The sequence below is a fragment of the Paenibacillus sp. FSL K6-4396 genome (assembly GCF_038002525.1).
GTDB lineage: Bacteria > Bacillota > Bacilli > Paenibacillales > Paenibacillaceae > Paenibacillus > Paenibacillus amylolyticus_B.
This window is the reverse complement of the sequence record NZ_JBBOCR010000001.1, coordinates 2528020-2552122: the sequence shown is the minus strand read 5'-3', so window position 1 is coordinate 2552122 and position 24103 is coordinate 2528020. Positions and strand designations below refer to the sequence as shown.

At 45.9% G+C, this 24103-nt stretch carries 24 protein-coding genes; all 24 read right to left on the bottom strand.

The window, feature by feature from the left end:
- Positions 1 to 351 precede the first annotated feature (351 nt).
- The 24 genes from MHB85_RS11595 to sleB all read right to left on the bottom strand — a co-directional run bounded on the left by MHB85_RS11595 (position 352) and on the right by sleB (position 24056).
- On the bottom strand, positions 352 to 1806 hold the full coding sequence (locus MHB85_RS11595) for a nicotinate phosphoribosyltransferase (protein WP_091017227.1): 1455 nt from the start codon (positions 1804 to 1806) through the stop codon (positions 352 to 354).
- Between the two features lie 199 nt (positions 1807 to 2005).
- The gene (locus MHB85_RS11590; protein ID WP_091017228.1) at positions 2006 to 2563 is read right to left on the bottom strand and encodes a cysteine hydrolase family protein; all 558 of its coding nucleotides are present in this window, start codon (positions 2561 to 2563) and stop codon (positions 2006 to 2008) included.
- A 67-nt stretch (positions 2564 to 2630) separates the two neighbouring features.
- Entirely contained in the window at positions 2631 to 3434 is an 804-nt protein-coding gene (locus MHB85_RS11585) for an NUDIX hydrolase (protein ID WP_036609248.1), read from the bottom strand.
- 78 nt (positions 3435 to 3512) lie between these two features.
- Positions 3513 to 3917 (bottom strand): PaaI family thioesterase, encoded by a 405-nt coding sequence (locus tag MHB85_RS11580; RefSeq protein WP_091017230.1) that lies wholly within the window; start codon positions 3915 to 3917, stop codon positions 3513 to 3515.
- A gap of 209 nt (positions 3918 to 4126) precedes the next feature.
- The gene (locus MHB85_RS11575) at positions 4127 to 4540 is read right to left on the bottom strand and encodes a RicAFT regulatory complex protein RicA family protein (protein ID WP_197997748.1); all 414 of its coding nucleotides are present in this window, start codon (positions 4538 to 4540) and stop codon (positions 4127 to 4129) included.
- Between the two features lie 306 nt (positions 4541 to 4846).
- Entirely contained in the window at positions 4847 to 6403 is a 1557-nt protein-coding gene (gene miaB / locus MHB85_RS11570) for a tRNA (N6-isopentenyl adenosine(37)-C2)-methylthiotransferase MiaB (RefSeq protein WP_091017231.1), read from the bottom strand.
- A gap of 311 nt (positions 6404 to 6714) precedes the next feature.
- Positions 6715 to 7287, bottom strand: coding sequence for a phosphate propanoyltransferase (gene pduL / locus MHB85_RS11565; protein WP_017689107.1), 573 nt, complete (start codon positions 7285 to 7287; stop codon positions 6715 to 6717).
- A 193-nt stretch (positions 7288 to 7480) separates the two neighbouring features.
- The gene (locus MHB85_RS11560) at positions 7481 to 8482 is read right to left on the bottom strand and encodes a dipeptidase (RefSeq protein WP_445739032.1); all 1002 of its coding nucleotides are present in this window, start codon (positions 8480 to 8482) and stop codon (positions 7481 to 7483) included.
- A gap of 86 nt (positions 8483 to 8568) precedes the next feature.
- On the bottom strand, positions 8569 to 8829 hold the full coding sequence (locus MHB85_RS11555) for a stage V sporulation protein S (RefSeq protein ID WP_007430104.1): 261 nt from the start codon (positions 8827 to 8829) through the stop codon (positions 8569 to 8571).
- A gap of 117 nt (positions 8830 to 8946) precedes the next feature.
- The gene (locus MHB85_RS11550) at positions 8947 to 9741 is read right to left on the bottom strand and encodes a TIGR00282 family metallophosphoesterase (protein WP_017689109.1); all 795 of its coding nucleotides are present in this window, start codon (positions 9739 to 9741) and stop codon (positions 8947 to 8949) included.
- 154 nt (positions 9742 to 9895) lie between these two features.
- Entirely contained in the window at positions 9896 to 11437 is a 1542-nt protein-coding gene (rny, locus tag MHB85_RS11545; RefSeq protein ID WP_036670418.1) for a ribonuclease Y, read from the bottom strand.
- A gap of 310 nt (positions 11438 to 11747) precedes the next feature.
- Positions 11748 to 12485 (bottom strand): regulatory protein RecX, encoded by a 738-nt coding sequence (locus tag MHB85_RS11540; RefSeq protein WP_091017233.1) that lies wholly within the window; start codon positions 12483 to 12485, stop codon positions 11748 to 11750.
- A gap of 296 nt (positions 12486 to 12781) precedes the next feature.
- Positions 12782 to 13846, bottom strand: coding sequence for a recombinase RecA (gene recA, locus MHB85_RS11535; RefSeq protein WP_091017235.1), 1065 nt, complete (start codon positions 13844 to 13846; stop codon positions 12782 to 12784).
- Positions 13847 to 14088: 242 nt separating this feature from the next.
- Entirely contained in the window at positions 14089 to 15345 is a 1257-nt protein-coding gene (locus tag MHB85_RS11530) for a competence/damage-inducible protein A (RefSeq protein ID WP_192132300.1), read from the bottom strand.
- 107 nt (positions 15346 to 15452) lie between these two features.
- Entirely contained in the window at positions 15453 to 16040 is a 588-nt protein-coding gene (pgsA, locus tag MHB85_RS11525) for a CDP-diacylglycerol--glycerol-3-phosphate 3-phosphatidyltransferase (RefSeq protein ID WP_017689114.1), read from the bottom strand.
- 320 nt (positions 16041 to 16360) lie between these two features.
- Positions 16361 to 16852 carry a YajQ family cyclic di-GMP-binding protein gene (locus MHB85_RS11520; protein ID WP_047842512.1) on the bottom strand — a complete coding sequence of 164 codons (492 nt, stop codon included), beginning with the start codon at positions 16850 to 16852 and terminating at the stop codon, positions 16361 to 16363.
- Positions 16853 to 17007: 155 nt separating this feature from the next.
- Positions 17008 to 17208 (bottom strand): hypothetical protein, encoded by a 201-nt coding sequence (locus MHB85_RS11515; protein ID WP_133384340.1) that lies wholly within the window; start codon positions 17206 to 17208, stop codon positions 17008 to 17010.
- A 37-nt stretch (positions 17209 to 17245) separates the two neighbouring features.
- A complete protein-coding gene (locus tag MHB85_RS11510; protein ID WP_091017240.1) occupies positions 17246 to 18307 on the bottom strand; it encodes a helix-turn-helix domain-containing protein in 1062 nt (353 codons plus the stop codon).
- Positions 18308 to 18373: 66 nt separating this feature from the next.
- Positions 18374 to 19141 carry a DUF3388 domain-containing protein gene (locus MHB85_RS11505; protein WP_036609270.1) on the bottom strand — a complete coding sequence of 256 codons (768 nt, stop codon included), beginning with the start codon at positions 19139 to 19141 and terminating at the stop codon, positions 18374 to 18376.
- Between the two features lie 197 nt (positions 19142 to 19338).
- The gene (locus MHB85_RS11500; RefSeq protein WP_017689119.1) at positions 19339 to 19602 is read right to left on the bottom strand and encodes a DUF3243 domain-containing protein; all 264 of its coding nucleotides are present in this window, start codon (positions 19600 to 19602) and stop codon (positions 19339 to 19341) included.
- Positions 19603 to 19765: 163 nt separating this feature from the next.
- On the bottom strand, positions 19766 to 20536 hold the full coding sequence (ymfI, locus tag MHB85_RS11495; RefSeq protein WP_036670413.1) for an elongation factor P 5-aminopentanone reductase: 771 nt from the start codon (positions 20534 to 20536) through the stop codon (positions 19766 to 19768).
- A 1-nt stretch (position 20537) separates the two neighbouring features.
- The gene (gene yfmH / locus MHB85_RS11490; protein WP_192132302.1) at positions 20538 to 21818 is read right to left on the bottom strand and encodes an EF-P 5-aminopentanol modification-associated protein YfmH; all 1281 of its coding nucleotides are present in this window, start codon (positions 21816 to 21818) and stop codon (positions 20538 to 20540) included.
- A gap of 3 nt (positions 21819 to 21821) precedes the next feature.
- A complete protein-coding gene (gene yfmF, locus MHB85_RS11485; protein ID WP_192132304.1) occupies positions 21822 to 23102 on the bottom strand; it encodes an EF-P 5-aminopentanol modification-associated protein YfmF in 1281 nt (426 codons plus the stop codon).
- A 126-nt stretch (positions 23103 to 23228) separates the two neighbouring features.
- On the bottom strand, positions 23229 to 24056 hold the full coding sequence (sleB, locus tag MHB85_RS11480) for a spore cortex-lytic enzyme (protein WP_091017245.1): 828 nt from the start codon (positions 24054 to 24056) through the stop codon (positions 23229 to 23231).
- Positions 24057 to 24103: the final 47 nt, after the last annotated feature.

Below are 24103 nucleotides of genomic sequence, written 5' to 3'. Positions count from 1 at the left end.
CTTTCCCGAGAAATAATAACTGCTGTTCCCCCTGTAAATACATGTTCAAAAGTCTATTTTTGAACAACCTCTCGAACTGAACAAGACAAATTCCAGTATAGCCTGCTACCTGGGCAGTCTGTCCATGAGATTTCTTACATCCCTGGTCCATCTCATCGGGATCATATAAGAATAAAGTCTATCAACTATCGACGTACTTTCACAGAAGACAGAACGCGTATAGCGGGAAATTTTGCTTGCGATCATTGAATCGTTCAAATCCGCTAAGAACGTATACATTTTATAGGCATCAAAAAGGCATAAGCCAGTATCCCTCACTGGTTATGCCTCTTTGTAATTCTTATGTGTAGATCATTCCTCTGTGGATTTCACATGTTCCGCAATGAGCTTCTGCTTCATATTCCATGCCGCAGGGCTGATGTTCACACGGTAGATCTCCGGGTTCAGTTTCCGTTGGTATTCCGGCCAGAAGAGGTTCATCTGTTCCCGGTGGTACGCCCGAATCTCATCCAGATTAGGCAGTTCATACACTTTGCGTCCATTCACAAAGATTGGCTCCAGCATATTGACCGCTTCGTAGCGGGTAACCGTCTTTTTCAGGTAAGGGTGTAGCGGGTTGAACAGCTTGAGCGGTCCGCCCTGTAGCGGCTGCTCTTCATCTGGATAGCAGATATAATCTGCAATCGCTTTGCCATGTTTCGGATCAATGATCCGGAACACTTCCTTTTTACCTGGAGTGGACACCTTTTCAGGATTGGCAGATATTTTGATCGTAGGCAGCATGGCACCGTCCACTTCACGCTCCACCAATTTGTACACTCCACCCAAAGATGGCTGGTCAGAAGCCGTAATCAACTGTGTACCAACACCCCATGTATCTATCCGTGCTCCTTGAGCTTTCAGGTTGAAAATCGTATTTTCATCCAAATCATTGGATGCTACAATTTTCACATAATCCAGCCCAGCCTCATCCAGCATCTGACGCGCCTGAATCGACAAGTACGCAAGGTCACCGCTGTCCAGACGAATAGCATTCATCTTTTTGCCTTGGCTCTCCAACTTCTTGGCTGTCTTGATGGCGTGAGGTACTCCACTGTTCAACGTGTCAAAGGTATCAACCAATAATGTAACCTGATCAGGCAACACTTTGGCATACACGTCAAACGCCTCCTGTTCACTCATAAAGCTCTGTACCCAGGAATGGGCGTGTGTACCTGCTGTTGGGATTCCGAAGCGCTCTCCGGCCAGCATGTTGGACGTTGCATGGAAGCCTGCTACATACGAAGCTCGTGCGCCCCAGATGGCAGCATCCGCTTCCTGTGCACGCCGTGTACCGAATTCGAGCAACGTATCCTGTTGTGCCACCTGTTTGATCCGCGAAGCCTTGGTTGCAATCAACGTCTGATAATTCATGAAGTTAAGTATCGCCGTCTCCACCAATTGTGTCTCCATAATGGAGCCTTCTACCCGAATGAGCGGTTCGTCAGGGAAAACAATTGCGCCCTCCTTCATGGAATGAATCGTCCCCTGAAATGAAAACTGGAGCAACTCTTCCAGAAAGACCGGATCGTAATTTTCCTCTTGTTTGGATAAAAATTTGATGTCGTCCATCGTAAACCGAAGCTGGCTGATGTAGTTCACAATCCGTTCTAATCCGGCAAATACCGCATATCCGTTGCCAAAAGGAAGCTTACGGAAATAGGCTTCAAATACCGCCTTCCGCTTGTGAGTACCATTCACCCAATGGGCGTACATCATATTGATCTGATATTTATCCGTATGTAAAGCCAGGCTAGTTGTCTGCATTTGTCTCATCCTCTCTGACTTCCGCTCGTGCCCCCAGGTTTCATCTGTGGACACGGGTTAACATATGGAGACTTATTCTTCATGATTCTGTTCATCCGTATTAAACAAACAAGTCTCCCGTAACAAAACTCTATACACCATTCACCACATTCATCCGGTTCCTAACAGGGAGGTCAACCCAACAGGATTATCGATTAAATTACGCAAGGACTGTCTCACTCGCCTTAACCACCGAAGCACCCAGGCTGGAACGAAAATGTCCTAGCGCCCATTCATGTCCTGCCGGATTAAAGCTGGCAACAGCATCTTCATATACCGTAATATGAAAACCTTTATTGTAAGCATCCACTGCGGTATGCAATATACAAATATCCGTACATACCCCAATCAGTGCAATATCCGTAATACCACGTGCACGCAGTCTGAGTTCCAGATCGGTCCCACAGAATGCACTATATCTCGTCTTATCCATCCACCGAATATCAGTTTTTCGTTCTTCCATCACTTGGGCAAGACGTCCATATAACTGTCTTCCCTCCGTATTTCTGATGTTATGAGGTGGGAAAAGTACAGTCTCCGGGTGGTACGGATCATTTTCTTCGTGCAGATCCACAGCCATGATTACCTCATGTTTGTTCTTACAATAGGCCTCGGTTACAGCTGCAATCGTCTCTTCGATCTCTACTGCCGGCTGACCTACAGGCAAAGAACCTGTCACAAAATCCTTCGTAAAATCAATGACAATCAGTGCTTTCATCGTCAACACTCCCTTATCCCAGAAATGGTTGATTCTGATTCAATCCAATTGACGCACCTACGCCTTATTACGTATAGATGGAAAGTCGTGGTACGAGTTCTGTAAAACGATATAGCTGCGCCGGACGCTGCGAGTACTGGTTGGAACTCACCAAGTTCCCCTCTTCATCCCGTACCTCTTCCACAATGCCTTTACGACTGCGGGTAGACGTAATCTTGCGAATGAAGTTTGGTTCTTCAAAATCCGGTACAACACTTTGAATAACCTGATATAATTCACTTAATGTAAAATCACGTGGCAGGAACTGACGAGCAATCGTCGTTTCCAGCATCTGCTGTTGAATACGTCGATAAGCATCTTCGATGATTGTTCTGTGATCAAAGGCCAGTTCCAATTCTTGCAGCGCCTCCTGAATGGTGAACAATCCAACATCTTCGGCATCATCTGCTGCTTGGCGTTGATCCAGCATCCATTCTTCCACAAGCGCGAAAAATGCGTGAGAAATAATCCAGCCCCTCGGGTCACGACCCGGCTGACTGTATACATTCAAGTACTCCAGATGTCCACCGTCTACACCTGTCTCTTCCATCAGCTCACGCTTTGCTGCTCCGTAGATGGATTCATTCTCCTGACAAAAACCACCGGGTAATGCCCATCTACCTGCAAAAGGCCAGCCTTTGCGCTTGATCAGCATCACTTTCAGTTCCCGAATGGGAAGTGTCTTGGTCACTGTCTTGCGTTCCCGCTTGGTCAAGGTGAACATAACGATATCCGCAGGAACACCATCGGGGGTACGATATTTTTGGGAACTATAAGCACGTGCTGCTTGTTCGTCGCTCTCTGCATTGAAGTGTTCGTAGTTTTCGCTCATGGGCACCACCGACTATTTTCATTTTGATAATTTCATTATGACACAATAATATCTTTTGTCAACCGTAGGATTCGTGCGTTACGTTCTCGGGCGTGCTATGCGGAATGTCGCCGTAGCCATACATCCCAACGTGCCCGATGCATCACGAACCTCCGATTGAGTCGTAACACTGCGTCCAGCCTGATGTAGTACCGTAGCCGTCACCGTTAATTCCCCTTGTCTCATCGGTGCGAGAAAATGTACGTTCAGATTCGTTGTCACACAGCCATCTACTTCCATTGCTGCTGTTGCAACCATCCCCATCGCTTGGTCCATCAGTGAAGTCAGTACACCCCCATGTATAATCCCCATGGAGTTGGTATGATGTTCGCCTGCTGTCAACGCGATCTGTACTTCTTTGCCGTCTCCTTTAATATAACGACAGCCGAGAAATCCCCAGAATCGTCCGTCTCCGTCTTCCACCATTTTGTCCAAAATACTCATTATTCATTTCTCCTTTATTTACTGTACGTATCAAGCTCTCTTGATGTCATGTGCCTTTATCATTAAAAATCAGCTACGCCACACAAAATAACCCCACAGCGTGGAGCTTTGCTTGGAATTATATTCCGAGTACTTGGCGATAGCCACTCCACGTTAACAGTTATGCAATGTCAAAAAAGGCGCGGACAGCGTCCGCACCCTTCCGTCATTTAACCGCAACTGGTCGGAGGTGAATCCGTTCCAGCCTCCACGTTTACTTTTTCGGAAACTGTATCCCGGATTACCGAAATCACGAGTTGAAGCAAGTAGTTGATGTCGCTCTGACTCTGCTGGAATTCCGTAACCAATGGAATACTGTCCAGTTCGCTTTGCAGATCTTCAATTTCCTGTTCAATTTTGCTGACCATCTCCACATTTTTGAAGCTTTCAAAAGCAACAATCTCTTTTTGTTTTTTCTTAATCGTTGCAATCAACTGCTGGATGCGCTCATGATCCCGAATTTTGGTTTCAGCCTGTTGAAACTGTCTAACTTCCTCACTCGTTCCGAGCATATCAGCCAATTCTTTGGCTTTTCCCATAATGTCGTCGCGTATGACCAGATTGCGCGTATCGTAGGTTGGCATTCCATAATGGTTGTACTGCACTTCTTCCTGCGCCACTGAAATCGCTCCATTCTATGAGATGATATAAGATGAGAACCTGGGCTCAAATGAGTTCAAACGTCTGCTCCATGACCGCTGCGGGAACGGATCGTTCTTTTGATCGCTGTTGTCTCCGGATTTTTCTGATTACAATTGTTTAAGGTTAAAATCCGGAGACAAAGGCGAACGCTTCGCTTCTACAGACCGATTCCGTCCCCTCCGCTACTTGCGCAAATGTCCGAACCTGATATTGAACCCCAAAATTCTCATCTTATTTGTGTGTGTGTATTACTGATTGGCAGCTACCGGCTCTGAGAGCAGGTTGCCCCGAATATAAAAAGTCATCGGATCGGTGATTTCCACTTGTACGAAAGTACCGATCAAATCTTTAGGTCCTTCAAAATGCACCAGCTTGTTGCTGCGCGTACGTCCTGCCAGAACTTCGGAATTCCGTTTGCTCTCGCCTTCAACGAGCACTTCAACGATTTTGCCGCGTTGCTCTTCATTGCTTCGGTGGCTGTATTCGTTGATCGTTTCGTTCAAGCGCTTCAAACGTTCCTTCTTCACTTCCATCGGTACGTTATCTTCCATCACTGCAGCCGGTGTACCTTCACGCGGGGAATAAATAAAGGTATAGGCAAAATCATACCCTACTTCACGGACAAGGGAAAGTGTATCTTCAAACTGTTCTTCCGTTTCCCCTGGAAAACCAACAATAATATCCGTTGTCAACACAACATCCGGGATGGCCTTTTTAATTTTGTCAGCCAGTTTCAGATAGTGTTCCCGGTTATACTTGCGGCTCATACGTTTGAGTACTTCCGAACTGCCAGATTGCACCGGTAGATGAATGTGCTCTACCAAATTTCCGCCCTTGGCCAGTACTTCAATCAAGCGGTCATCAAAGTCACGTGGGTGACTGGTTGTAAACCGTACTCGCGGAATATCAATTAGGCGAATGGCATCCATCAAGTCACCAAAACTGTAGTTCAGGTCGGTGAAATCCTTGCCGTACGCATTCACATTTTGACCAAGAAGCGTGATCTCCTTAAAGCCTTGTCGTGCCAAATCACGTACTTCGGCAATGACATCTTCCGGACGACGACTGCGTTCTTTGCCCCGCGTGAACGGAACGATGCAATATGTACAGAATTTGTCGCAGCCATACATAATGTTCACCCAGCCGCGCATACCCTCACGTTTCTTCGGCAGGTTCTCAATAATGTCGCCTTCCTTGGACCATACCTCAACAACCATTTCTTTGCTGAACAGCGCTTCCTGGATTAGATGTGGCAGTCGATGCACATTATGTGTACCAAAGATCATATCCACAAAGCCATGCTTCTGCATGATTCGGTTGACGACGCCTTCTTCTTGGGACATACACCCGCATACACCAAGTAACAATCCCGGACGTTCGAGTTTTAGCGTTTTCAGGTGACCAAGCTCACCAAATACTTTATCTTCCGCATTTTCTCGTATGGCACATGTGTTGAGCAGAATAATATCAGCCTCTTTGCGATCCTCTGTAGCCTGATATCCCATAGACTCTAGAAGTCCTTTGATGGTCTCCGAGTCATGCTCGTTCATCTGACATCCATACGTATATACAATATAATGTTTGCCTTTCCCTATGTTTTTCAGTTCATCGGGAACGGCATTTTCGTAAAGCACCTGGACGTCTTCCTTGCCCCGCTGTTTCTCCTGACGATGATTGGGTTCCGATTTGATGTTAATCTCACGGCCCCGGATTCTTATCTTTTTGCTGAATTCATCTTGCGAAATTACTTTGGCATCGGAGAAATCAAAATATTGGGAGTAATCCTTTTTTGAGTCTTTAGCCATTTCCTTCGGTCACTCCTTACAGCCTCTATTAATAAAAAATCGTTCATTCATCCCTGTTCCACGTGAATTACTTGCTTGGAACATTAAAAGAGCATTACAGCAAATTATAGCATGAATTGGGCTGTAGTTCCACATCCAAAGCGCATCTCCCTTCGTCTAATCCGAAACATGCCATGCTCAGAAGAGCACTCAGAAAACACAAAAACCTGAGCCTTGCCGTCAGGGCTGGAATTAACCGGCCCCTGTTGGCTGTGCTCAGGTTTATATGTTATTCAGACCGCCAAAATTGGGGGCTGAAGCTATACATGTCATTAATCGATGATTTCAGCAGTGTCCCCATTACGAGCGCCAGCAGCGTTAGCTTCATCTGTATCAATATGCATGTCCAGTGCGAAAGAATCGGATACACGAGCCAGTACATTTTCCAGTACAAGACCGCGATCTCCACCCAGACGAACTTTCAACATTTGTTTGTCCTCAATACCCCATTTAGCAGCATCAGAAGTATGGAAGTGAATGTGACGAGCAGCAACGATAACACCTTTATCAATCGTTACTTCGCCAGCAGGACCTTTAATTGTGATTCCTGGTGTACCTTCAATGCTTCCAGATTCACGTACAGGTGCTTTAACACCAATCGCAAATGAATCTGTCATGGAGATCTCCAGTTGCGTTTCAGGGCGAACAGGTCCAAGGATGCGCACTTTATCAAACTGTCCTTTCGAACCAATTACCGCTACAGTTTCGTTAGCAGCGTATTGGCCAGGTTGGGACAGAGGTTTAAATTCAGTCAGTTCATAACCTTTGCCAAACAAAATTTCAACGTGCTCTTGGGATACATGAATGTGACGGGCAGATACGCCCACAGGTACTGTTTTACTCATTGTAAATTCACTCCTTGTTTATCTATGGCCTGTACTCAGGCTCTTAACAATCCAATGGTATTATACCCCTTTTTGGAGTGAAATGAAAACGAACTGGTGAAAATTCATGAAATACACTTATTTCACCATCATTCCCCTCCTTTATTTGGAAAACAAGTTCCAATTCAACCCCTTCAACGCACACACCAGTTCACTATTTCATAGAATTCCCCTTCATCTGCATCTTCGGATTGCTCTCTGGCAAGTGTTCCCCCAGATAACTCATTGCATTCCCCCACAACCAGCCACGAACCAGATGTTCATCATAATGTTTGAGCAGGATTTCCATCAGTCTCGGATAATGTCCTGAATGTTCAAGTTTCTGAATATACGTTGAAATTCCATCAAAATCAGACCCCATCATCAGATGGTGCTGCCCGCCTAGAGAACAGAATTGCTCAATATGAGGCAGCAGATCTTCTATACGTACCTCACCCTCCTGCTTTACAAACCAGGGTACAAACGTCAGTCCAATCCGCCCTTCCCGGGCAATGATAGCCTGAATCTGATCATCTTTCAGATTACGCACATGGGGACATACGCTATAACTGTTGGAATGGGAGGCGATAAAAGGACGTGTGCTCAAGTCAGCCAGTTCCCAGAAACCTTTCTCTGTCAGATGTGACACATCCAACAGCATTCCGATTTCATTACACTGGTGCACCAGTTCTTTCCCTTTCTCGGTCAGACCTGCCCCACGCTTCTCCATGACTCCGTCAGCCGCCCAATTGGCATAATTCCACGTTAGTCCAATTATTCGAACGCCCATCTGATAACATAACTCCAGATAGAACAGGTTGCCCTCCAGGCCGTCCACACCCTCCAGTGTGATTAATCCCCACGGCCCCTCTGTTTGCCCCACCTGAGCCACCTGTTCACGCCATAACAACGTCTGTGTGCCGCCAAGCCGCTCCTGACTTCTCTCCACACGTCTACGATAAATCTCCAACTGCCCCATGACATGTTCAAACTTGCCTCTGCCAAGTACTTCGGGTAAATAGATGGCGAACGCCTGCAACCCTACTTTCCCCTCTTTCAAGCGTTGCAAATTCACATCCAGTTGTGGAGCATCTTCAAAAGAAAGAGCAGGCTGCATCAAAATTTTGCTCAGTGCATCACAGTGAAAATCAGCTACATGCCAATCAGACATGGACATCTTAAACCCTCCTCAATATGTTATTGCTAAGAAAACGCAAAAAAACCTGTCTACATCGTAAACAGGTTCAATGCATACTGCATGTATTATCTGGGCTCCACAATCAGCTTAATGGCCGTTCGGTCCTCGCCGTCGATCACAATGTCTGTAAAAGCTGGAATACAAATCAGGTCAACTCCGCTTGGTGCTACAAATCCCCGGGCTATCGCTACCGCTTTAATGGCTTGGTTCAGTGCTCCCGCTCCAATTGCCTGCAGTTCAGCATTTCCACGTTCACGAAGAACCCCTGCAAGAGCGCCGGCTACAGAATTAGGATTGGACTTTGCTGAAACTTTTAATACATCCATGGTAAGTACCTCCCTGGGAATGTTGAAAGTTTGTTTCCACTTACTAGATGTTATTCGCGGGAGGCAAAAAAATTCCTTCTTTTTAGACGGGTTTCCCTGCAAATTGGGACAATGCCCCTATTCCATGCGCCACTCGTCCTCCATCAGACGAATTTTTTCGATGCGTGTTGCCGCACCTGTTGCTTCATCAATTTCAACAAAAACACCATGGAAGTGCCATTTTCCATCATCTACAACAAAACGTACAGGTAGCTGGGTGTAGAACTTACGCAGCACGGCCTCACGCTCCATACCCAATATACCGTCACGAGGCCCTACCATGCCTGCATCCGTCAAGTAAGCCGTTCCTCCAGGCAAAATCCGATCATCATTACTCTGTACATGCGTATGTGTACCTACAACGAGAGACGCACGTCCATCCAGATGCCATCCCATGGCAATCTTTTCTGACGTTGCTTCCGCATGCATATCGACCAAAATACATTTATGGTCTTGGCGCAGCTCATCTACAATTTCATCAGCTACACGGAATGGACAATCCAGAGCAGGCAGGAACGTTCTTCCTTGCAGATTGACAATCGCCAGTTCTTTTCCTTCGCCTTTGACAACCGTGTATCCTCGCCCTGGTGTGCCTGGTGGAAAGTTCGCTGGACGAATCATGCGGGGCTCATCATCTATAAAATCAAAAATATCCTTATTGTCCCAAGTATGATTACCAAGTGTAATACCATGTACACCCCAGTTGAAAAACTCATTTGCGATTGCACCGGTAATGCCGCGACCTGCTGCCGCATTTTCACCATTCACAATCACCACATGTGGCTTATACTTCGATTTTAGGTACGGTAAATTTTCCTTTAATGCCTTACGTCCCACGTTGCCTACAATGTCACCAATAAACAAAACTTTCACTGATTACTGCCTCCTCAATTCCTGCAAAGTTCTCTTTTTTCAAATGTTGAACCTTTGCAGGACTCTATCTTATGCTCCATAATGTATAGTTGCCTTTTAACAGGCTATCAACAGGAAAAGTGGCCCACTACCGCGGCCACTTTTCCGTATTGCTCTATTTTGCGTATTCAACCGCACGGGTTTCCCGGATGACGGTGACTTTGATGTGACCCGGATAGTCGAGTTCATTCTCAATCATCTTCGTGATGTCACGGGCTAAGCGGAAGGCTTCAGCATCATCGATCTTCTCAGGCTGTACCATAACGCGAACTTCGCGTCCGGCCTGAATGGCGTACGATTTCTCGACACCTTCGAAGGATTCTGAGATTTCTTCCAGCTTCTCCAGTCGTTTGATATACGTTTCCAGCGTTTCGCGGCGTGCGCCTGGTCTTGCTGCGGAGAGCGCATCTGCTGCGCCAACCAACATGGCAATGACCGAAGTCGCTTCGCAATCTCCGTGATGGGACGCGATACTGTTGATTACAACCGGATGTTCTTTGTATTTCTTCGCCAGTTCCACGCCAATTTCGACGTGTGATCCTTCCACTTCGTGATCCAGCGCTTTACCGATGTCATGCAATAGACCTGCACGTCTTGCCAGAGTTACGTCTTCTCCGAGTTCGCCAGCCATCAGTCCAGCCAGATAAGCGACTTCCATGGAATGTTTCAAGACGTTTTGACCGTAACTTGTACGGAACTTCAACCGGCCCAAAATTTTGATCAGATCCGGATGCAGACCATGCACGCCCACTTCAAAGGTGGCTTGCTCACCGTATTCACGGATGCGCTCATCCACTTCTTTGCGGGATTTCTCAACCATCTCTTCAATCCGTGCCGGGTGAATACGTCCATCAGCCACCAGTTTCTCCAGGGCAGTACGGGCGATTTCACGGCGAATCGGGTCAAAGCCCGACAGAATAACAGCTTCTGGCGTATCATCGATAATGAGGTCAATCCCTGTAAGGGTTTCAAGCGCACGGATGTTACGTCCTTCACGACCGATAATCCGGCCTTTCATTTCTTCATTTGGCAGGGTAACAACAGATACCGTTGTTTCCGCTACGTGGTCAGCCGCACAGCGTTGGATGGCGAGTGTAATAATCTCGCGGGACTTTTTGTCCGCTTCTTCCTTCGCCTGTTGTTCAATGTCCTTGATCATTTGAGCCGTCTCATGACGAACTTCCTGTTCTACGTTGGACAGTATGATACTGCGTGCGTCTTCCATGGTGAGGTTGGATATACGTTCCAACTCTGTCACCTGGTTTTTGTAAATCATTTCGATCTGCTGCTGAGTCTCATCAATTCGTTTCTCTTTGTTAGCCACTTGCTCTTCTTTACGTTCGAGTGATTCCAATTTTTTATCCAGCGACTCTTCTTTTTGCAACAATCGTCTTTCTTGTCGTTGAATTTCATTCCGACGTTCACGAGTGTCTTTTTCAGCTTCAGCACGAATGCGATGGATTTCATCCTTCGCCTCCAGCACCGTTTCTTTCTTCAGTGCTTCTGCCTCTTTCTTCGCGTTCTCCACGATTTGTACGGCAGCTTGTTCCGCACTAGAGATTTTAGCCTCTGCAAGAGATTTGCGAATAAAATATCCTACTCCGAACCCAATGAATAGCGCGGCTGCAACGAGAGCGATCGTGATTGCAATTTCCATACTGTTCACCTCCTCGTTGGTTCCTCCAAGGCATTCCTTGGGTCAATTTGCAGTTTTCAAACCTTACATATGTTTGGGAATAACGAATACTCACGGCGATCCCCCGCCGATTTTCATTTCACATGTACATGTTTCCACGTACTATTCACTGTTTCCAGCGAACCCATAATTAAGAATGGTATAAATCTTAAGAAACCGAAACCGCTTTTTTGGAAGGAAAAAGGGTTGTCCATTTCTTACAGACTCATGTCCATTTTAGTATTTGACGAAAGAAATTGTCAAGAGAATGCAGTATAGAGACTCTAGGCTGCTAATCCCATAACAACGCTTCGTCATCTTCAGAGTCCCCAGCCTCATCTTCTTCAATTAAACAATTCACGACCCGGCGCACCATATCCATTGAAAAACCACGTCTCATTAGGAAGGGAAGCGTTTTATTTTTCTTCTCTTTGACGTCCCCTTTGACCTGATTCCATTTTTTGCGTCCTGCACTCAAGGCAGTCTCAAATTCCGCATCTGTACTGATCCCTTCTAGTGCCTCAACAATGAGATCATTGGCAATGCCCTTTTGACGTAGCTCTTGCCTTATCCACAGTTTTCCCTTCCGCTTGCCCTCCATACGCTGTCTTGTCCATTCCTTCGCAAATAGATCGTCATCCACCAGGTTCTCCCGCTCAAGCCGATCCAGCGCCTCTTCAATCAAAGGTGCAGCAAACTCCTTCTGACGAAGTTTCTGACTTAATTCATGGCGTGTGCGCGGTTTATGCTCCAAAAAGCGCAGAGACTGTGCATACGTCCGCTGTCGCTCGTCAGCTACAATGATTTCCTCCAGATCCTTCTTCATAAACGTATTACCTTGAGTCATCCTGTATTTAATCATCACATCTTCAAGAACCGTAATAGAGTGGATACCAAAAGTGATTCGATAACGAGCTTGCCTGCTCTTCGTTCGTTCTACACGTGTAATAATAAGTTCTTCGTTGTCCGGAAATTGGGATAGGCCATCCTGTTCTGCTTCTTCATACAAATCCTCGTCATGTTGATCCATTCAGGTCTCCCCTTTCATAACATTTTCATTCTGACTACGCCAAGCACATCTTCACATAAGACAAAGAACACTAATAATACAAAAGGCCGGGAAGTCAGCCCGGCCTTTATCTCCACAGTTATCTCTGACAGTCAGCGTGCCAACAGCCCCTGTCCATTGGGACAGGGGCTGTTGGACACCGAGAGCACTCCCACCATAATTCCTTATCCAAATCGAGCCAAGCTCAATCAGGCAAGTTTACGGAGTCCAGAGGGGAACACCCTCAGGGTCCTCCCTACATGGGAGGTTTTGAGAGATTACTCGTTGATTTCAAACAATTCTTGTTCTTCTGCTGCTTCTTTTTGTTGCTCTTCAGTAGTTGGCGCAGGAACTGCAGTAACCAAGTTACTGGCTACACGAATTTTTTGTTCAATGATGTCAGCAATATCTTTATGCTCTTTCATGAACTGCTTTGCGTTCTCACGACCTTGTCCTAAACGCTCGCCTTCGTAGGAGTACCATGCACCACTTTTATTAACGATGTCCAGCTCTGTACCAATGTCAATGATACTGCCTTCTCTCGAAATACCCTCGCCATACATGATATCCACTTCCGCTTGTTTAAACGGAGGTGCCACTTTGTTTTTCACAACTTTAATACGAGTACGGTTACCAATCATGTCATTGCCTGATTTGATACTCTCAATACGACGCACATCCAGACGTACTGTGGAATAAAACTTCAGAGCACGACCACCAGGTGTTGTTTCCGGGTTACCAAACATAACGCCGACTTTCTCACGAAGCTGGTTAATGAAGATTGCGATTGTTTTGGATTTGCTGATTGCACCAGACAGTTTACGCAGCGCCTGAGACATCAAACGCGCTTGCAAACCAACGTGTGAATCGCCCATTTCGCCTTCAATCTCTGCTTTTGGAACCAATGCGGCTACAGAGTCAATAACAACGATATCTACTGCACCACTGCGTACAAGAGCTTCTGCAATTTCCAGCCCTTGCTCACCCGTATCTGGCTGAGACAGAAGCAATTCATCAATATTAACACCAAGTTTGCTTGCGTATTGTGGGTCAAGAGCATGCTCGGCATCGATAAATGCAGCTTGTCCACCCGCTCGTTGTACTTCAGCGATAGCATGCAATGCTACGGTTGTTTTACCCGAAGACTCAGGTCCATATATTTCAACAATACGGCCTTTAGGCAAGCCGCCTGTTCCTAATGCAATATCCAAAGCCAAGGAACCGCTGGGAATAATTTCCACATTCATATGAGTGGACTCACCCAGTTTCATGATGGATCCTTTACCAAATTGCTTCTCTATTTGACGGAGCGCCATATCAAGCGCGGCACGACGGTCTGACAATAAGCTCACACCCTTTACTGTTTATAAGATAATGATACCTTGTTTTAACACGTTTGCCAAGCTTTTTTTCGAACATACATTCGTTTTTTTGTGAAGGCCGAGGCGCCTCTTCCTCAAGGAAACTTTCCATTAAACAGAAAAAAGAACCGTAAACAAGGCTGTAAAGCCTAATTCTACGGTTCTTCCGTCTTCCTTAATTATACTTGCTTGGAACTGTAAATGCAATCGAAGCTATTAACTAATCAATCCATCGCCACAAGTTTTTGCCATAAGCGATAGAGAATCGCTTTGGCTGAACGAATGCGAACTGTCTCACGATTCCCATTAATACGCAGCTCATGAATCTCCGTCTCTTTTCCACGTTCAGCAAGAGCGATGAAGACAAGTCCGGGTGGTTTACGTTCCGAATATCCCGGTCCAGCTACACCGGTAACAGCCAAGCCAAAATCAGCATCGCCAATCATGCGGACCTGCTCAGCAAGCACTTTTGCAACCTCTGGACTTACCGCTCCAGGTGCATCTTCACCTTCCAGATAATCATGAGGCACATTCAGCAGCTTTTCTTTAATTTCATTGGAGTAACAAACAATTCCACCTTTGAGCATTGACGCACTTCCGGGTACAGAGGTCAGACTTTGCATGACAAGCCCCCCTGTACAGCTCTCAGCAGCGCTGAGCGTCAGCCCCATGTCAGACATCATGGTTACAATCGTGTACTCTATAGGCACATCCTCGTTCGCGTAGAGATGTTCTGTCAAACGCTCGCGAATCTGAACTTCCATCGCATCCAGCTTCAGCTTCGCCTCTCCCTCACTCGCAGCCTTCGTGGAGACACGTACCGTAACTTCACCTTCGCTCGCGTAAGGAGCAATCGTAGGGTCTGTCTGCGCGTCAATCAGATCCAATAGTCGATCTTCCAGAGCAGATTCACCAATACCTGCGAATTTGAGCATTCGGGAATAGATCGGCATCTCTTCTGTGAGTACATGCTGGAACAGCCAAGGTTTGACTTCCTGTTCAAACATTGGAATCAACTCTTTAGGTGGTCCAGGCATCACGACATAATATTTGTCATTGTCAGAAATCGCATTTCCTGCCGCAAGGCCCGTTTCATTGGCCAGAGGTGTTCCTCCATCAATAACGATCGCCTGACGTCGGTTATTCTCTGTCATGTCCACATTACGATCTCTGAAAAAGCTCTCAATTTTGTCCATCGCCATTCGATCTGTATGCAGTTTCCGGTTAAGAACAGCTGCGAGCGCATCCTTGGTCAGATCATCTTGGGTAGGTCCGATGCCACCGGAAAATAAAATAACGTCTGCACGGCCCTGCGCAATGCGAATAGCTTCACTAAGTCGATTCAGGTTATCCCCAACCACCGTTTGGAAATATACATCGATCCCCATCGCAGCCAATTCACGGGATAGGTATCTGGCATTGGTATTGACGATTTGTCCAAGCAGTAGCTCTGTGCCAACTGCAATGATTTCTGCCTTCATTGAGCATCCTCCTGTACACGTGGTGAGTGATCAAAGGGCAATAGGATAATTTCCTATTGCCCCTGACCCAATGCTTCCTTCATGATTACCCATTTAAGAACAAACCATTATGCTTTTGTTAAATGAAGCAAATTTTTGTTTTTGATAAAGTAATCGATACCCGACCAGATAGTAATAAGCGCTGCTGCCCATACCGCGATAATATCGACGTGAATACCCGTGTATGAAAACGGGAAATTGTTCAACAGCAACAGCACAATCGCCACAATCTGCACTACAGTCTTCAGCTTGCCCCAAGCACTTGCGGCAACAACCGAACCATCCAGCAATGCAATTTGACGCAAGCCGGTAACTGCAAATTCACGACTAATAATCACAACTGCAATCCAGGAATCCAGCTTGCCCATCTCCACAAGCGAGATCAAAACTGCAGTAACCAGCAACTTGTCTGCGAGTGGATCGAGCAGTTTCCCCAGATTGGTAACCATGTTATTTTTCCGCGCAAGGTATCCGTCAATTCCATCTGTGCTTGCGGCGATGATAAAAATAACAGCAGCAATCAGTTGATTATACGGAAGCGACAAGCTTCCAAGCTGCAACGGCTCTGGATAAAATGGAAAATCCACGAGCAGGAACACCATCAAAAAAGGGATTAAGCAAATTCGTGCAAGCGTAATCCGGTTGGGTAAATTCACAAGACGCCCTCCCTCATATCCTCCATTACTCCAAACAATCATCATAATCCCGTTATCATCATCCGGAACATGAAATGTACAGTTTCAATGTCAATCCAGATTAACATGATCCCACTATGTAGAAACGCAAAAAATAAAGTCAACCGCTCAAAAGCAAAACGCTTTAAACGTTCCGGTGACTTCCAGAAGATGTACTGCTTTTCACAAAGTCAGCAAACGATGAGGACTGGACTTGATGCTTGACTGCCAGCAATGCACACTTAGTATAATATACGCCCAATACCGTGTCAAAAAAACACTTTTGCTACAGAAAGGCCATATTACTTGAAATTTGTATATTGCAAATCCAAAGGTAGGTTAGCACCATTTAGCAGCTGCATGACAGCTTGCAAATCATTTTTACTCTTACCAGTTACCCGAAGTTGATCTCCCTGAATCTGACTCTTCACCTTCATCTTGGAATCCCGAATCAGAATATTGATTTTCTTGGCGATGTCCTGATCAATCCCCTGTTTAAAATTCAAACGCTGGCGGACTGTACCAGAAGACGCTGGCTCTACCTTTGCGTAATCAATGTTTTTCAATGGTAGACCACGCTTCGCCATTTTGGATTGCAGCACGTCAATGACAGCCTTGAGTTTGGTCTCATCATCAGATACGATCGTTAACGCATCCTTATCCAGTTTCAGGCTGCTCTTGCTGCCCTTGAAGTCATAACGAGCGCCAATTTCTTTCTCGGTTTGTGTAACGGCATTTGTCAGTTCTTGCAAGTCCATTTTGGACACGATATCAAATGAATTTTCTGAGCTCAAACCAGTCACCCTTTCAGTTAATCGTATGTACTGTAACATTATAGAGGATACCCTAAGCAAAAGTCTAATTTCTAGCTATTTTACACAAAGAAAAAAGCATTTTTGGCTTCCACTTCAAGTGGCTGCCAAAAATGCTTGCTGGTCCAGCTTCCAACCTAATAGCGGCTGCGGTTGGGCTGTCTGAACATATCGAGCACACCCAAAAGTACATGTGCAAGTCCAAAACCCAATATTCCGTAACCCCAAGCACTTGGAGTCAGGTAATAACCCAGGAGGCTGACAATGATCCCTAAACCTGTTACGATCCAGCTGACTGTCACAGCCATCCACCTCACTTCACCAAAAGTTAACTGCAAGTTAAGACACGATTATTGTCTCCTGCAGTTGACCCGGTTATTCGCTACCCGTGGTACCCCCTGTGCCGTCCGTTGATCCATTTTCAACACCTGTGGAAGAAGTAGTGTTACTACTGTCTTCACCAAGCTTCAGACGGATTCGATTGGTCGCCTTGCCATCCGTTACAACTTGCCCGCCAACCTCAATCGTGGTCGCTGCAGCGTAACCGGACTTAATATACATGCCTGTACTATCCAACTCAAAGGTATAGCTGTCACCTTCGGCTGTGTTACCATACTCCAACTTCTCTCCACTGGAGTTTTCGCCTTTGTACACTTCCAGCCAGCTATGACCTGTTGCTTTGATCGTAACCGTTACAGGTTGCCCTGCACTACCGTTAACTTTAAAGTTCGTAATATTTCCTGATTTCCCATCTTCTGCAACAGTCACATTAGACGGTGAATTGTCTGTCGGTTCTTCCTGATTTTCTCCCGTTTGTCCGTCGGTTTGACCATCAGTTTGGCCATCAGTTTGACCGTCCGTCTGTCCTTCCGTGTCTGTACCGCCACCATTACCGCCAGCGTCGCCCTTACCAGTACCGTCAGTACCTGAATCTGTCGCAGGCGGATTAGATGCCTGTCCGTTGTCGGCAGGTGGATCCGGTTTATCCTCAGGCTGTTGTTGACTGTCTGTAATTTTGACCTGATCAAGACCCGGATTATCTGATTCATCACCATTGTTATACACCACGTATACATACAACAGTACTACGATCAAAACAGGGAATGTCCACATCAGCGCGACAGACATCCACCGATTACTACGCTCAACCGGACGGCTGGAACGCTTCTGAATAACCGGTTCCATCGTTGCTTCCGTTTCTTCTTCGGGTACGTCTTTTTTGTGTCCCTCCAGCAGCTCATCAGGGTTCAGTCCCACGGTCTCCGCATAGGTTTTGATGAAAGCACGCACATAGAAGCTACCCGGCAGCACTTTATAGTCTCCTGCTTCTATGGCCTCCAGATACCTCTTGCGAATTTTTGTCATTTCCTGTACATCGTCAAGACTCATCCCTTTTTGCAGCCGGGCCTCCCTTAACTGCTGACCCAGTTCAGACATGCCATCTCCTCCTTATGTTTATCTCTTGAGTTGTTGCTAATCTATTTCATGATTCCGTACGGTTCCTTACAATTCGTCGGTGTAGCTAGCCGTAAACGTATCATAAATAATCTCTTCATTGGGAATGTTACGCAATTCAATAATAATATCAAAATCATTAAAATCATATTCGGATTCCTGTACAAAAATATCCGGATGTTCAATAACTTTGGTACTTGGCATCGACATAATATCTTGCAACAAATTGTAATGCCGCTCGCTGGAACGAATCGTACTTACAATTCCGTCAATGATGAAGACATTGTTCGGGTTCAATTCGTCTTCGGACATTTGACTCCTTATCGTCTGACGAAGAAGTGTGGAGGAAACAAACGTCCATCGCTTCATTGCACATACGCTGCCCGCAATAATAGACTCCGTTTTACCAACACGAGGCATTCCGCGCAAACCGATGACCTGATTGCCTTCCCTCTTAAATACTTCACCCAAAAAGTCCACAAGTAACCCAAGTTCATCTCGAGTAAAACGAAATGTCTTGCGATCATCCGAGTCACGGTCAATGTATCTGCCATGACGCACGGCCAAAATATCCACCAATTTAGGTTGACGCAAAGCCGATACGGTGATGCTGTTTACTTTGCCAAGCATTTCACCAAGCAAGCGGATTTTTTCATCATCATCCGATTCAAGGAGCATGCCTCGAGTTTTGCCTTCAACACCGTTAATGGTCAATATATTCACTTCAAGCATCCCCAGCATAGAGGCAATATCGCCTAACAAACCGGGTCTGTTCTTATGTATTTTATATTCCATGTACCATTGTTTAGATTCCATTTCAACACCCCGTAATGCATTATTCCACATTATTCGACAGCAACAGAACGTGTCCACTGGACAACAATCTGAGACATCTTCTAAAAATGGGTCACGTTAATGATATATAAAATGAAAATGAATTACAAGAACAGCTCTGTAATCCGTTTGTAATCATTAGAGAAAAGCCCCCTTGCGGGAGCTCTTCATCTGTAATCTTATGCGTTTTGTTTGGCCAATTTGACCATCAGGCACGCAATCGTACGACGCTCATCTGCATCGCCGACATCCCATAACTCTTTCAATGCCCGGTTGGAATGGTTCGCCGGATCGACTTTCTCATCAAGGAAGTCGCCGATTTCATACGCAAGTTTGTTGATGGTTTCTTCACTCATCCCCATCTTCTCTGCTTGCAGTACGCGGTCACCCAGGAACTTCTTCCATGTGTCAAAACTGGAGAGCACTGTTTTTTCTGTTGACATGATAAATCCTCCTTAGATGACGCATGAGATTTAAAATCAACAGTTGTAATATGTGCTTTCGAGGCATTTTATATACGAGCATTTTGAAAATAATCCGGAAGACGACTGCTTCTCAGCAACCTTCACCTGTTTTGTTCACAGCCAGTCAAGTTTTTCTTGCTTTTTACGTTAACCAACCGCCATTTGGACTGATGATCTGCCCATTGATATAACCCGATTCAGGGAGAGCCAGAAAATAAACCAATGATGAGATTTCATCAGGTTGAGCAAGTCTTCCTGCCGGAATTTCCTCTTCCAGCATCTTCAGTTCACTCTGATCCAGATGGCTCAGCATGGATGTCTGAACGGCGCCAGGAGCAACCGCATTTACGGTTACTCCGGAAGGTGCGAGTTCTTTCGCAAGCGCTTTGGTAAATGCATTCACCCCACCCTTGGTTGTGGAATACAGCACCTCACAAGAAGCACCAGACAGTCCCCAGATCGACGATACATTAATGATTCGGCCATACCTTTGGGAGATCATGTGAGGCATCATTTCCTGTGTACACATAAACGTGCCTTTGAGGTTAATTGCCATCACTTCATCCCAGATCTCCTCTGTAACATCAGCCAACATCCCATAGTGCGAGATTCCTGCATTGTTCACAAGAATATCTGGCATGAGATTATGCGACTCGAGCTTCTCACGCATGCGCTCAATCTGTTCCCGGCTGCGAAGATCCGCAGACACGGTCATGATTTTTCCACTGCCCTGTTCCATGCACCGTCTGGCGGCTTCATTCGCTGCTTCATGCGATTTCATATAGTGTATAACAACATTCATTCCCACTCTGGCAAAGCGTTCTGCGATAGCCGCTCCAATGCCACCGCTTGCTCCAGTTACCAGTACAGTCATTTCCCCGATTGCCTTCAATTGTCCTGTTCCCCTCTCCATATCAAGGACTCACGACTAGCGATACAGCCAGTTGATCCCAGCGAATATGCTCTCTCAGTCTGAGATTTACATCTTCCAGTGTAATCGATTCATAGAGCGGGAGCATATTGAAAAAATCACCGCCACGGAATTGCTGACGTGTAAATTCATGCGCAATGTTCTCCGGAGAATTAAGCATACGCAAATATCCGCCTATTTTCTTTTTGCGTGCACGTTCAAAATCCGGGGATTCAAACCCTTTTTCTACAATGGCATCCACTTCTTCACGTATACGCCCGAGCAGTTGATCCGGGTCTTTTGTATCACCACCAATGGCTGAAAACGCATATTGCGGTGAACTGTTATACTCATGTCCAAAGCTGTCGGAGATCAGATCTTCATCGTAGAGCTTCTGAAATAATCGTGTGCTTGAGCCAAACAAAAGATCCATCATCAGCTGCGTTGTCATATCTCGCCGTAACAATTGTTCCCCGGTAAGTCCAACGTCCGACTCCTTGAATCCAAACAGACATTTGGGCAGTGAAACAGCCAGTTTCGCTTCCCGTCTGGCTTCTCCTACTTGCTCAGGCTCCGGTTCGAAGAAACGTTGAATACTCCCCTGTGGCTTATAATTCTTACGCTTCTGGTTCGATCGAACCATATCAATGACTTCTTGTGGATCTACACCACCCACCACAAACAAGAGCATATTACTCGGGTGATAAAAGGTGTTATAACACTCATATAACATCTCTTTGGTAATCGTACGGATAGATTCCACCGTTCCTGCAATATCGATATGCACCGGATGTTTCTGATACATGGCTTCGATCAATCCAAAATAAACACGCCAATCTGGATTATCAGCATACATGTCAATTTCCTGTCCAATGATGCCTTTTTCCTTTTCCACATTTTGATCCGTGAAGTAAGGATTTTGCACAAAGTCGACTAATGTTTGTATATTTTCATTCACATGTTCGGTCGCTGAAAACAAATAAACCGTCTGATCAAAGCTCGTAAATGCGTTAGCTGAAGCACCATGAGATGCAAACGTGGCAAAAATATCGCCTGTTGGTTCTTCGAACATTTTATGCTCCAGAAAATGGGCAATCCCATCCGGAACCTTAACTTCTTCCTGTCCTTCAACCTGAAAATGATTATCCACCGATCCATACTTGGTTGCAAACGTAGCATACGTTTTCTGGAATCCCGGTTTTGGCAAAATATAGACATGCAGTCCGTTATCCATTACTTCGTAATATAGTGTCTCCTGCAAATGCTCATACCGAATGCTCTCCACCGATTATTCCTCCTTCTCATCCCGCAAGAAATAAATCGTATCCAGACGGAATTGTTCTGCCGCCTCACGCACATCTTCCTTGCTAATATGTTCTACCTGAGCCAACAGTTCTTCAGCCGTTCTTTCTTTGCCAGACAACTGTCGATTGAAGTCATAAGCGATCATCTCAAAAGCAGAATCCTGCATTTCCTTAAGCAGGTTACGGATCATTGCTTTGGTCTGGGACATTTCCAGATCACTGATTGTACCGCTTTTCATTTCTTCCAGCTGCTGTTTGATGATCGTGACGGCCTTCTCATAATTAGGGATTTCAATCCCGGATTGAATCGTTGCAATGCCCTTATGTCCGTCATATCGTGAAGACGCGTAATACGCCAGGCTTTCTTTTTCACGAACATTGACAAACAGTTTGGAATGAGGATAACCACCGAGAATCCCGTTGTACAGTAGTGCTGCAGCATACTGAGAATCTCCATAAGTGATAGATGTGCGGAGTCCCATATTAAGTTTTCCCTGACTCACATTCAGTCGCTCAACAACGGTCTCCACTTCCTTATCTCCTCGAAGCGCTGCCTGTGTCTGGTAATCAGAGGAGGACGTTCGATTTACATTGAAATGACGCTGAACAAGGTTCTCGACCTCCTCCAGTGTCGTATCCCCTACCACGTAAAGATCCATACTCGCCTGCTGCAGCCACTCCTGATAAGACGCAGTCAGTGTGTCGGGCTCAATCCCGGGCAGATCCTTTCGCTCACCCAGTGGGTGAAGACGGTACGGCTCATTCTTGCACATTTCCTCAATACTGCGTTCAGCGGCATAGCGCATTTTATCATTCACGATGGACTCCAGCTTTTTGCGAACAGTCTCTCGCTCTGCTTGTACATAAGACGTCCTGAAATGTCCATTCTCCTGTACAGGTCGTGTAAGAACCTCTCCAAGGAAGGCAAATGAACGATCCAGTAGCTGCTCATCTCCTCCAACAAAGGAATCATTAATGGTATCCATTCGGAACTGTACAATCTGGTAATCCCCGCGTTTATAGACGTCAAAACCAAAACCTGCTCCATACAGATGCTCCAGTTGCTCACGAAATTGCGTTGTTTCCGGATAGGACTCCGTGCCCCGTCGCAGAACAAAAGGTGTCAGCGCTACTTTGGTTACTGTATCTTCCCGTAAGGGAACTCCTGCATATAGCGATATAGCAAACGTTTTAAAACGTTTAGTCGGAAGCACATGTATACGAAACTCTCTCTTGCTACCTCGTTCGAATCCTGATGTATTCAAATGTCAAAACCCCTTTACGGCGTCATTTATCATGCAATCGTATTAAGCTAAACGTAACAACCATTTTAACCCATTCAAAAGGCAAGAAGCAACCGAAGTCACGCCTTCTGGTTGCTTCCAACATCATCACATACAAAAGATATGCTGTCCGATTGTTTTCACTTGTGGACGGGTCCAGATCCATTTGGATGTTGCTGTCTTCGGGTTAAAATAATAGAGACATCCACCGGACGGATCCCATCCATTTAAGGCCTGCTCGACTGCCTTTTTGGCTTGTGCGTTTGGTTCCAGATAGATCTGTCCGTCCGCTACAGCCGTAAATGCACCTGGTTGAAAAATCACACCAGAAGGTGTACTCGGAAAGCTTGGTGAATTTACGCGATTCAGAATTACTGCTGCTACTGCGACTTGACCTTCAAACGGTTCACCCCGGGCTTCACCATATACAGCGTTAGCCATAATCTTGAGTTCATTCTCTGAGAGACCAAGGGCATTGGCAGATCCCATATTGTCTTGCTCTTTATCGGCGGTATTGTTGCTGTCTCCACCCCCACCTGAGGATTCCTTGTGTAACGGCGGCTCTGTTGGCGACCATTTGGTTGACGCATTGTACAGCTTGAGTTTGGTCTCTGCTCCAACCACACCATCTGCCTTCATGCCAAACTCGGATTGAAACCATTTAACGGATTTCAGTGTGCTGCTGCCAAAATTACTGTCGATTTTACCATTGTAAAATCCCAGGTACTTCAGACGCCCCTGAAGCTCATATACATCCTGACCGTAACTTCCATATTTCACTGTATTGCTGCTAAACGTAGGCAAGGCCTTTTCTTCTACCTGCGGTGTACGCTCGGCTGAACTTTCAGTTGCTGTATTCCCAGGAAGCAAATAACGAATTCCCAATGCGGATATCAGCAAAATAGCAGTGAAAAGCCATAGGTTCATTTTTCGCATCGACTGTGCTCTACCTTTCTCTTGTGGGATTAACAGAATCGCTAAGG

What these genes read in the sequence shown, in the direction of transcription:
- MHB85_RS11595 (WP_091017227.1), bottom strand. Translation starts at nt 1,806, where the DNA reads ATGCAGACAACTAGCCTGGCTTTACATACGGATAAATATCAGATCAAT.
- MHB85_RS11590 (WP_091017228.1), bottom strand. Translation starts at nt 2,563, where the DNA reads ATGAAAGCACTGATTGTCATTGATTTTACGAAGGATTTTGTGACAGGT.
- MHB85_RS11585 (WP_036609248.1), bottom strand. Translation starts at nt 3,434, where the DNA reads ATGAGCGAAAACTACGAACACTTCAATGCAGAGAGCGACGAACAAGCA.
- MHB85_RS11580 (WP_091017230.1), bottom strand. Translation starts at nt 3,917, where the DNA reads ATGAGTATTTTGGACAAAATGGTGGAAGACGGAGACGGACGATTCTGG.
- MHB85_RS11575 (WP_197997748.1), bottom strand. Translation starts at nt 4,540, where the DNA reads ATGCCAACCTACGATACGCGCAATCTGGTCATACGCGACGACATTATG.
- miaB (WP_091017231.1), bottom strand. Translation starts at nt 6,403, where the DNA reads ATGGCTAAAGACTCAAAAAAGGATTACTCCCAATATTTTGATTTCTCC.
- pduL (WP_017689107.1), bottom strand. Translation starts at nt 7,287, where the DNA reads ATGAGTAAAACAGTACCTGTGGGCGTATCTGCCCGTCACATTCATGTA.
- MHB85_RS11560 (WP_445739032.1), bottom strand. Translation starts at nt 8,482, where the DNA reads ATGTCCATGTCTGATTGGCATGTAGCTGATTTTCACTGTGATGCACTG.
- MHB85_RS11555 (WP_007430104.1), bottom strand. Translation starts at nt 8,829, where the DNA reads ATGGATGTATTAAAAGTTTCAGCAAAGTCCAATCCTAATTCTGTAGCC.
- rny (WP_036670418.1), bottom strand. Translation starts at nt 11,437, where the DNA reads ATGGAAATTGCAATCACGATCGCTCTCGTTGCAGCCGCGCTATTCATT.
- MHB85_RS11540 (WP_091017233.1), bottom strand. Translation starts at nt 12,485, where the DNA reads ATGGATCAACATGACGAGGATTTGTATGAAGAAGCAGAACAGGATGGC.
- MHB85_RS11530 (WP_192132300.1), bottom strand. Translation starts at nt 15,345, where the DNA reads ATGAAGGCAGAAATCATTGCAGTTGGCACAGAGCTACTGCTTGGACAA.
- MHB85_RS11510 (WP_091017240.1), bottom strand. Translation starts at nt 18,307, where the DNA reads ATGTCTGAACTGGGTCAGCAGTTAAGGGAGGCCCGGCTGCAAAAAGGG.
- MHB85_RS11505 (WP_036609270.1), bottom strand. Translation starts at nt 19,141, where the DNA reads ATGGAATCTAAACAATGGTACATGGAATATAAAATACATAAGAACAGA.
- MHB85_RS11500 (WP_017689119.1), bottom strand. Translation starts at nt 19,602, where the DNA reads ATGTCAACAGAAAAAACAGTGCTCTCCAGTTTTGACACATGGAAGAAG.
- ymfI (WP_036670413.1), bottom strand. Translation starts at nt 20,536, where the DNA reads ATGGAGAGGGGAACAGGACAATTGAAGGCAATCGGGGAAATGACTGTA.
- sleB (WP_091017245.1), bottom strand. Translation starts at nt 24,056, where the DNA reads ATGCGAAAAATGAACCTATGGCTTTTCACTGCTATTTTGCTGATATCC.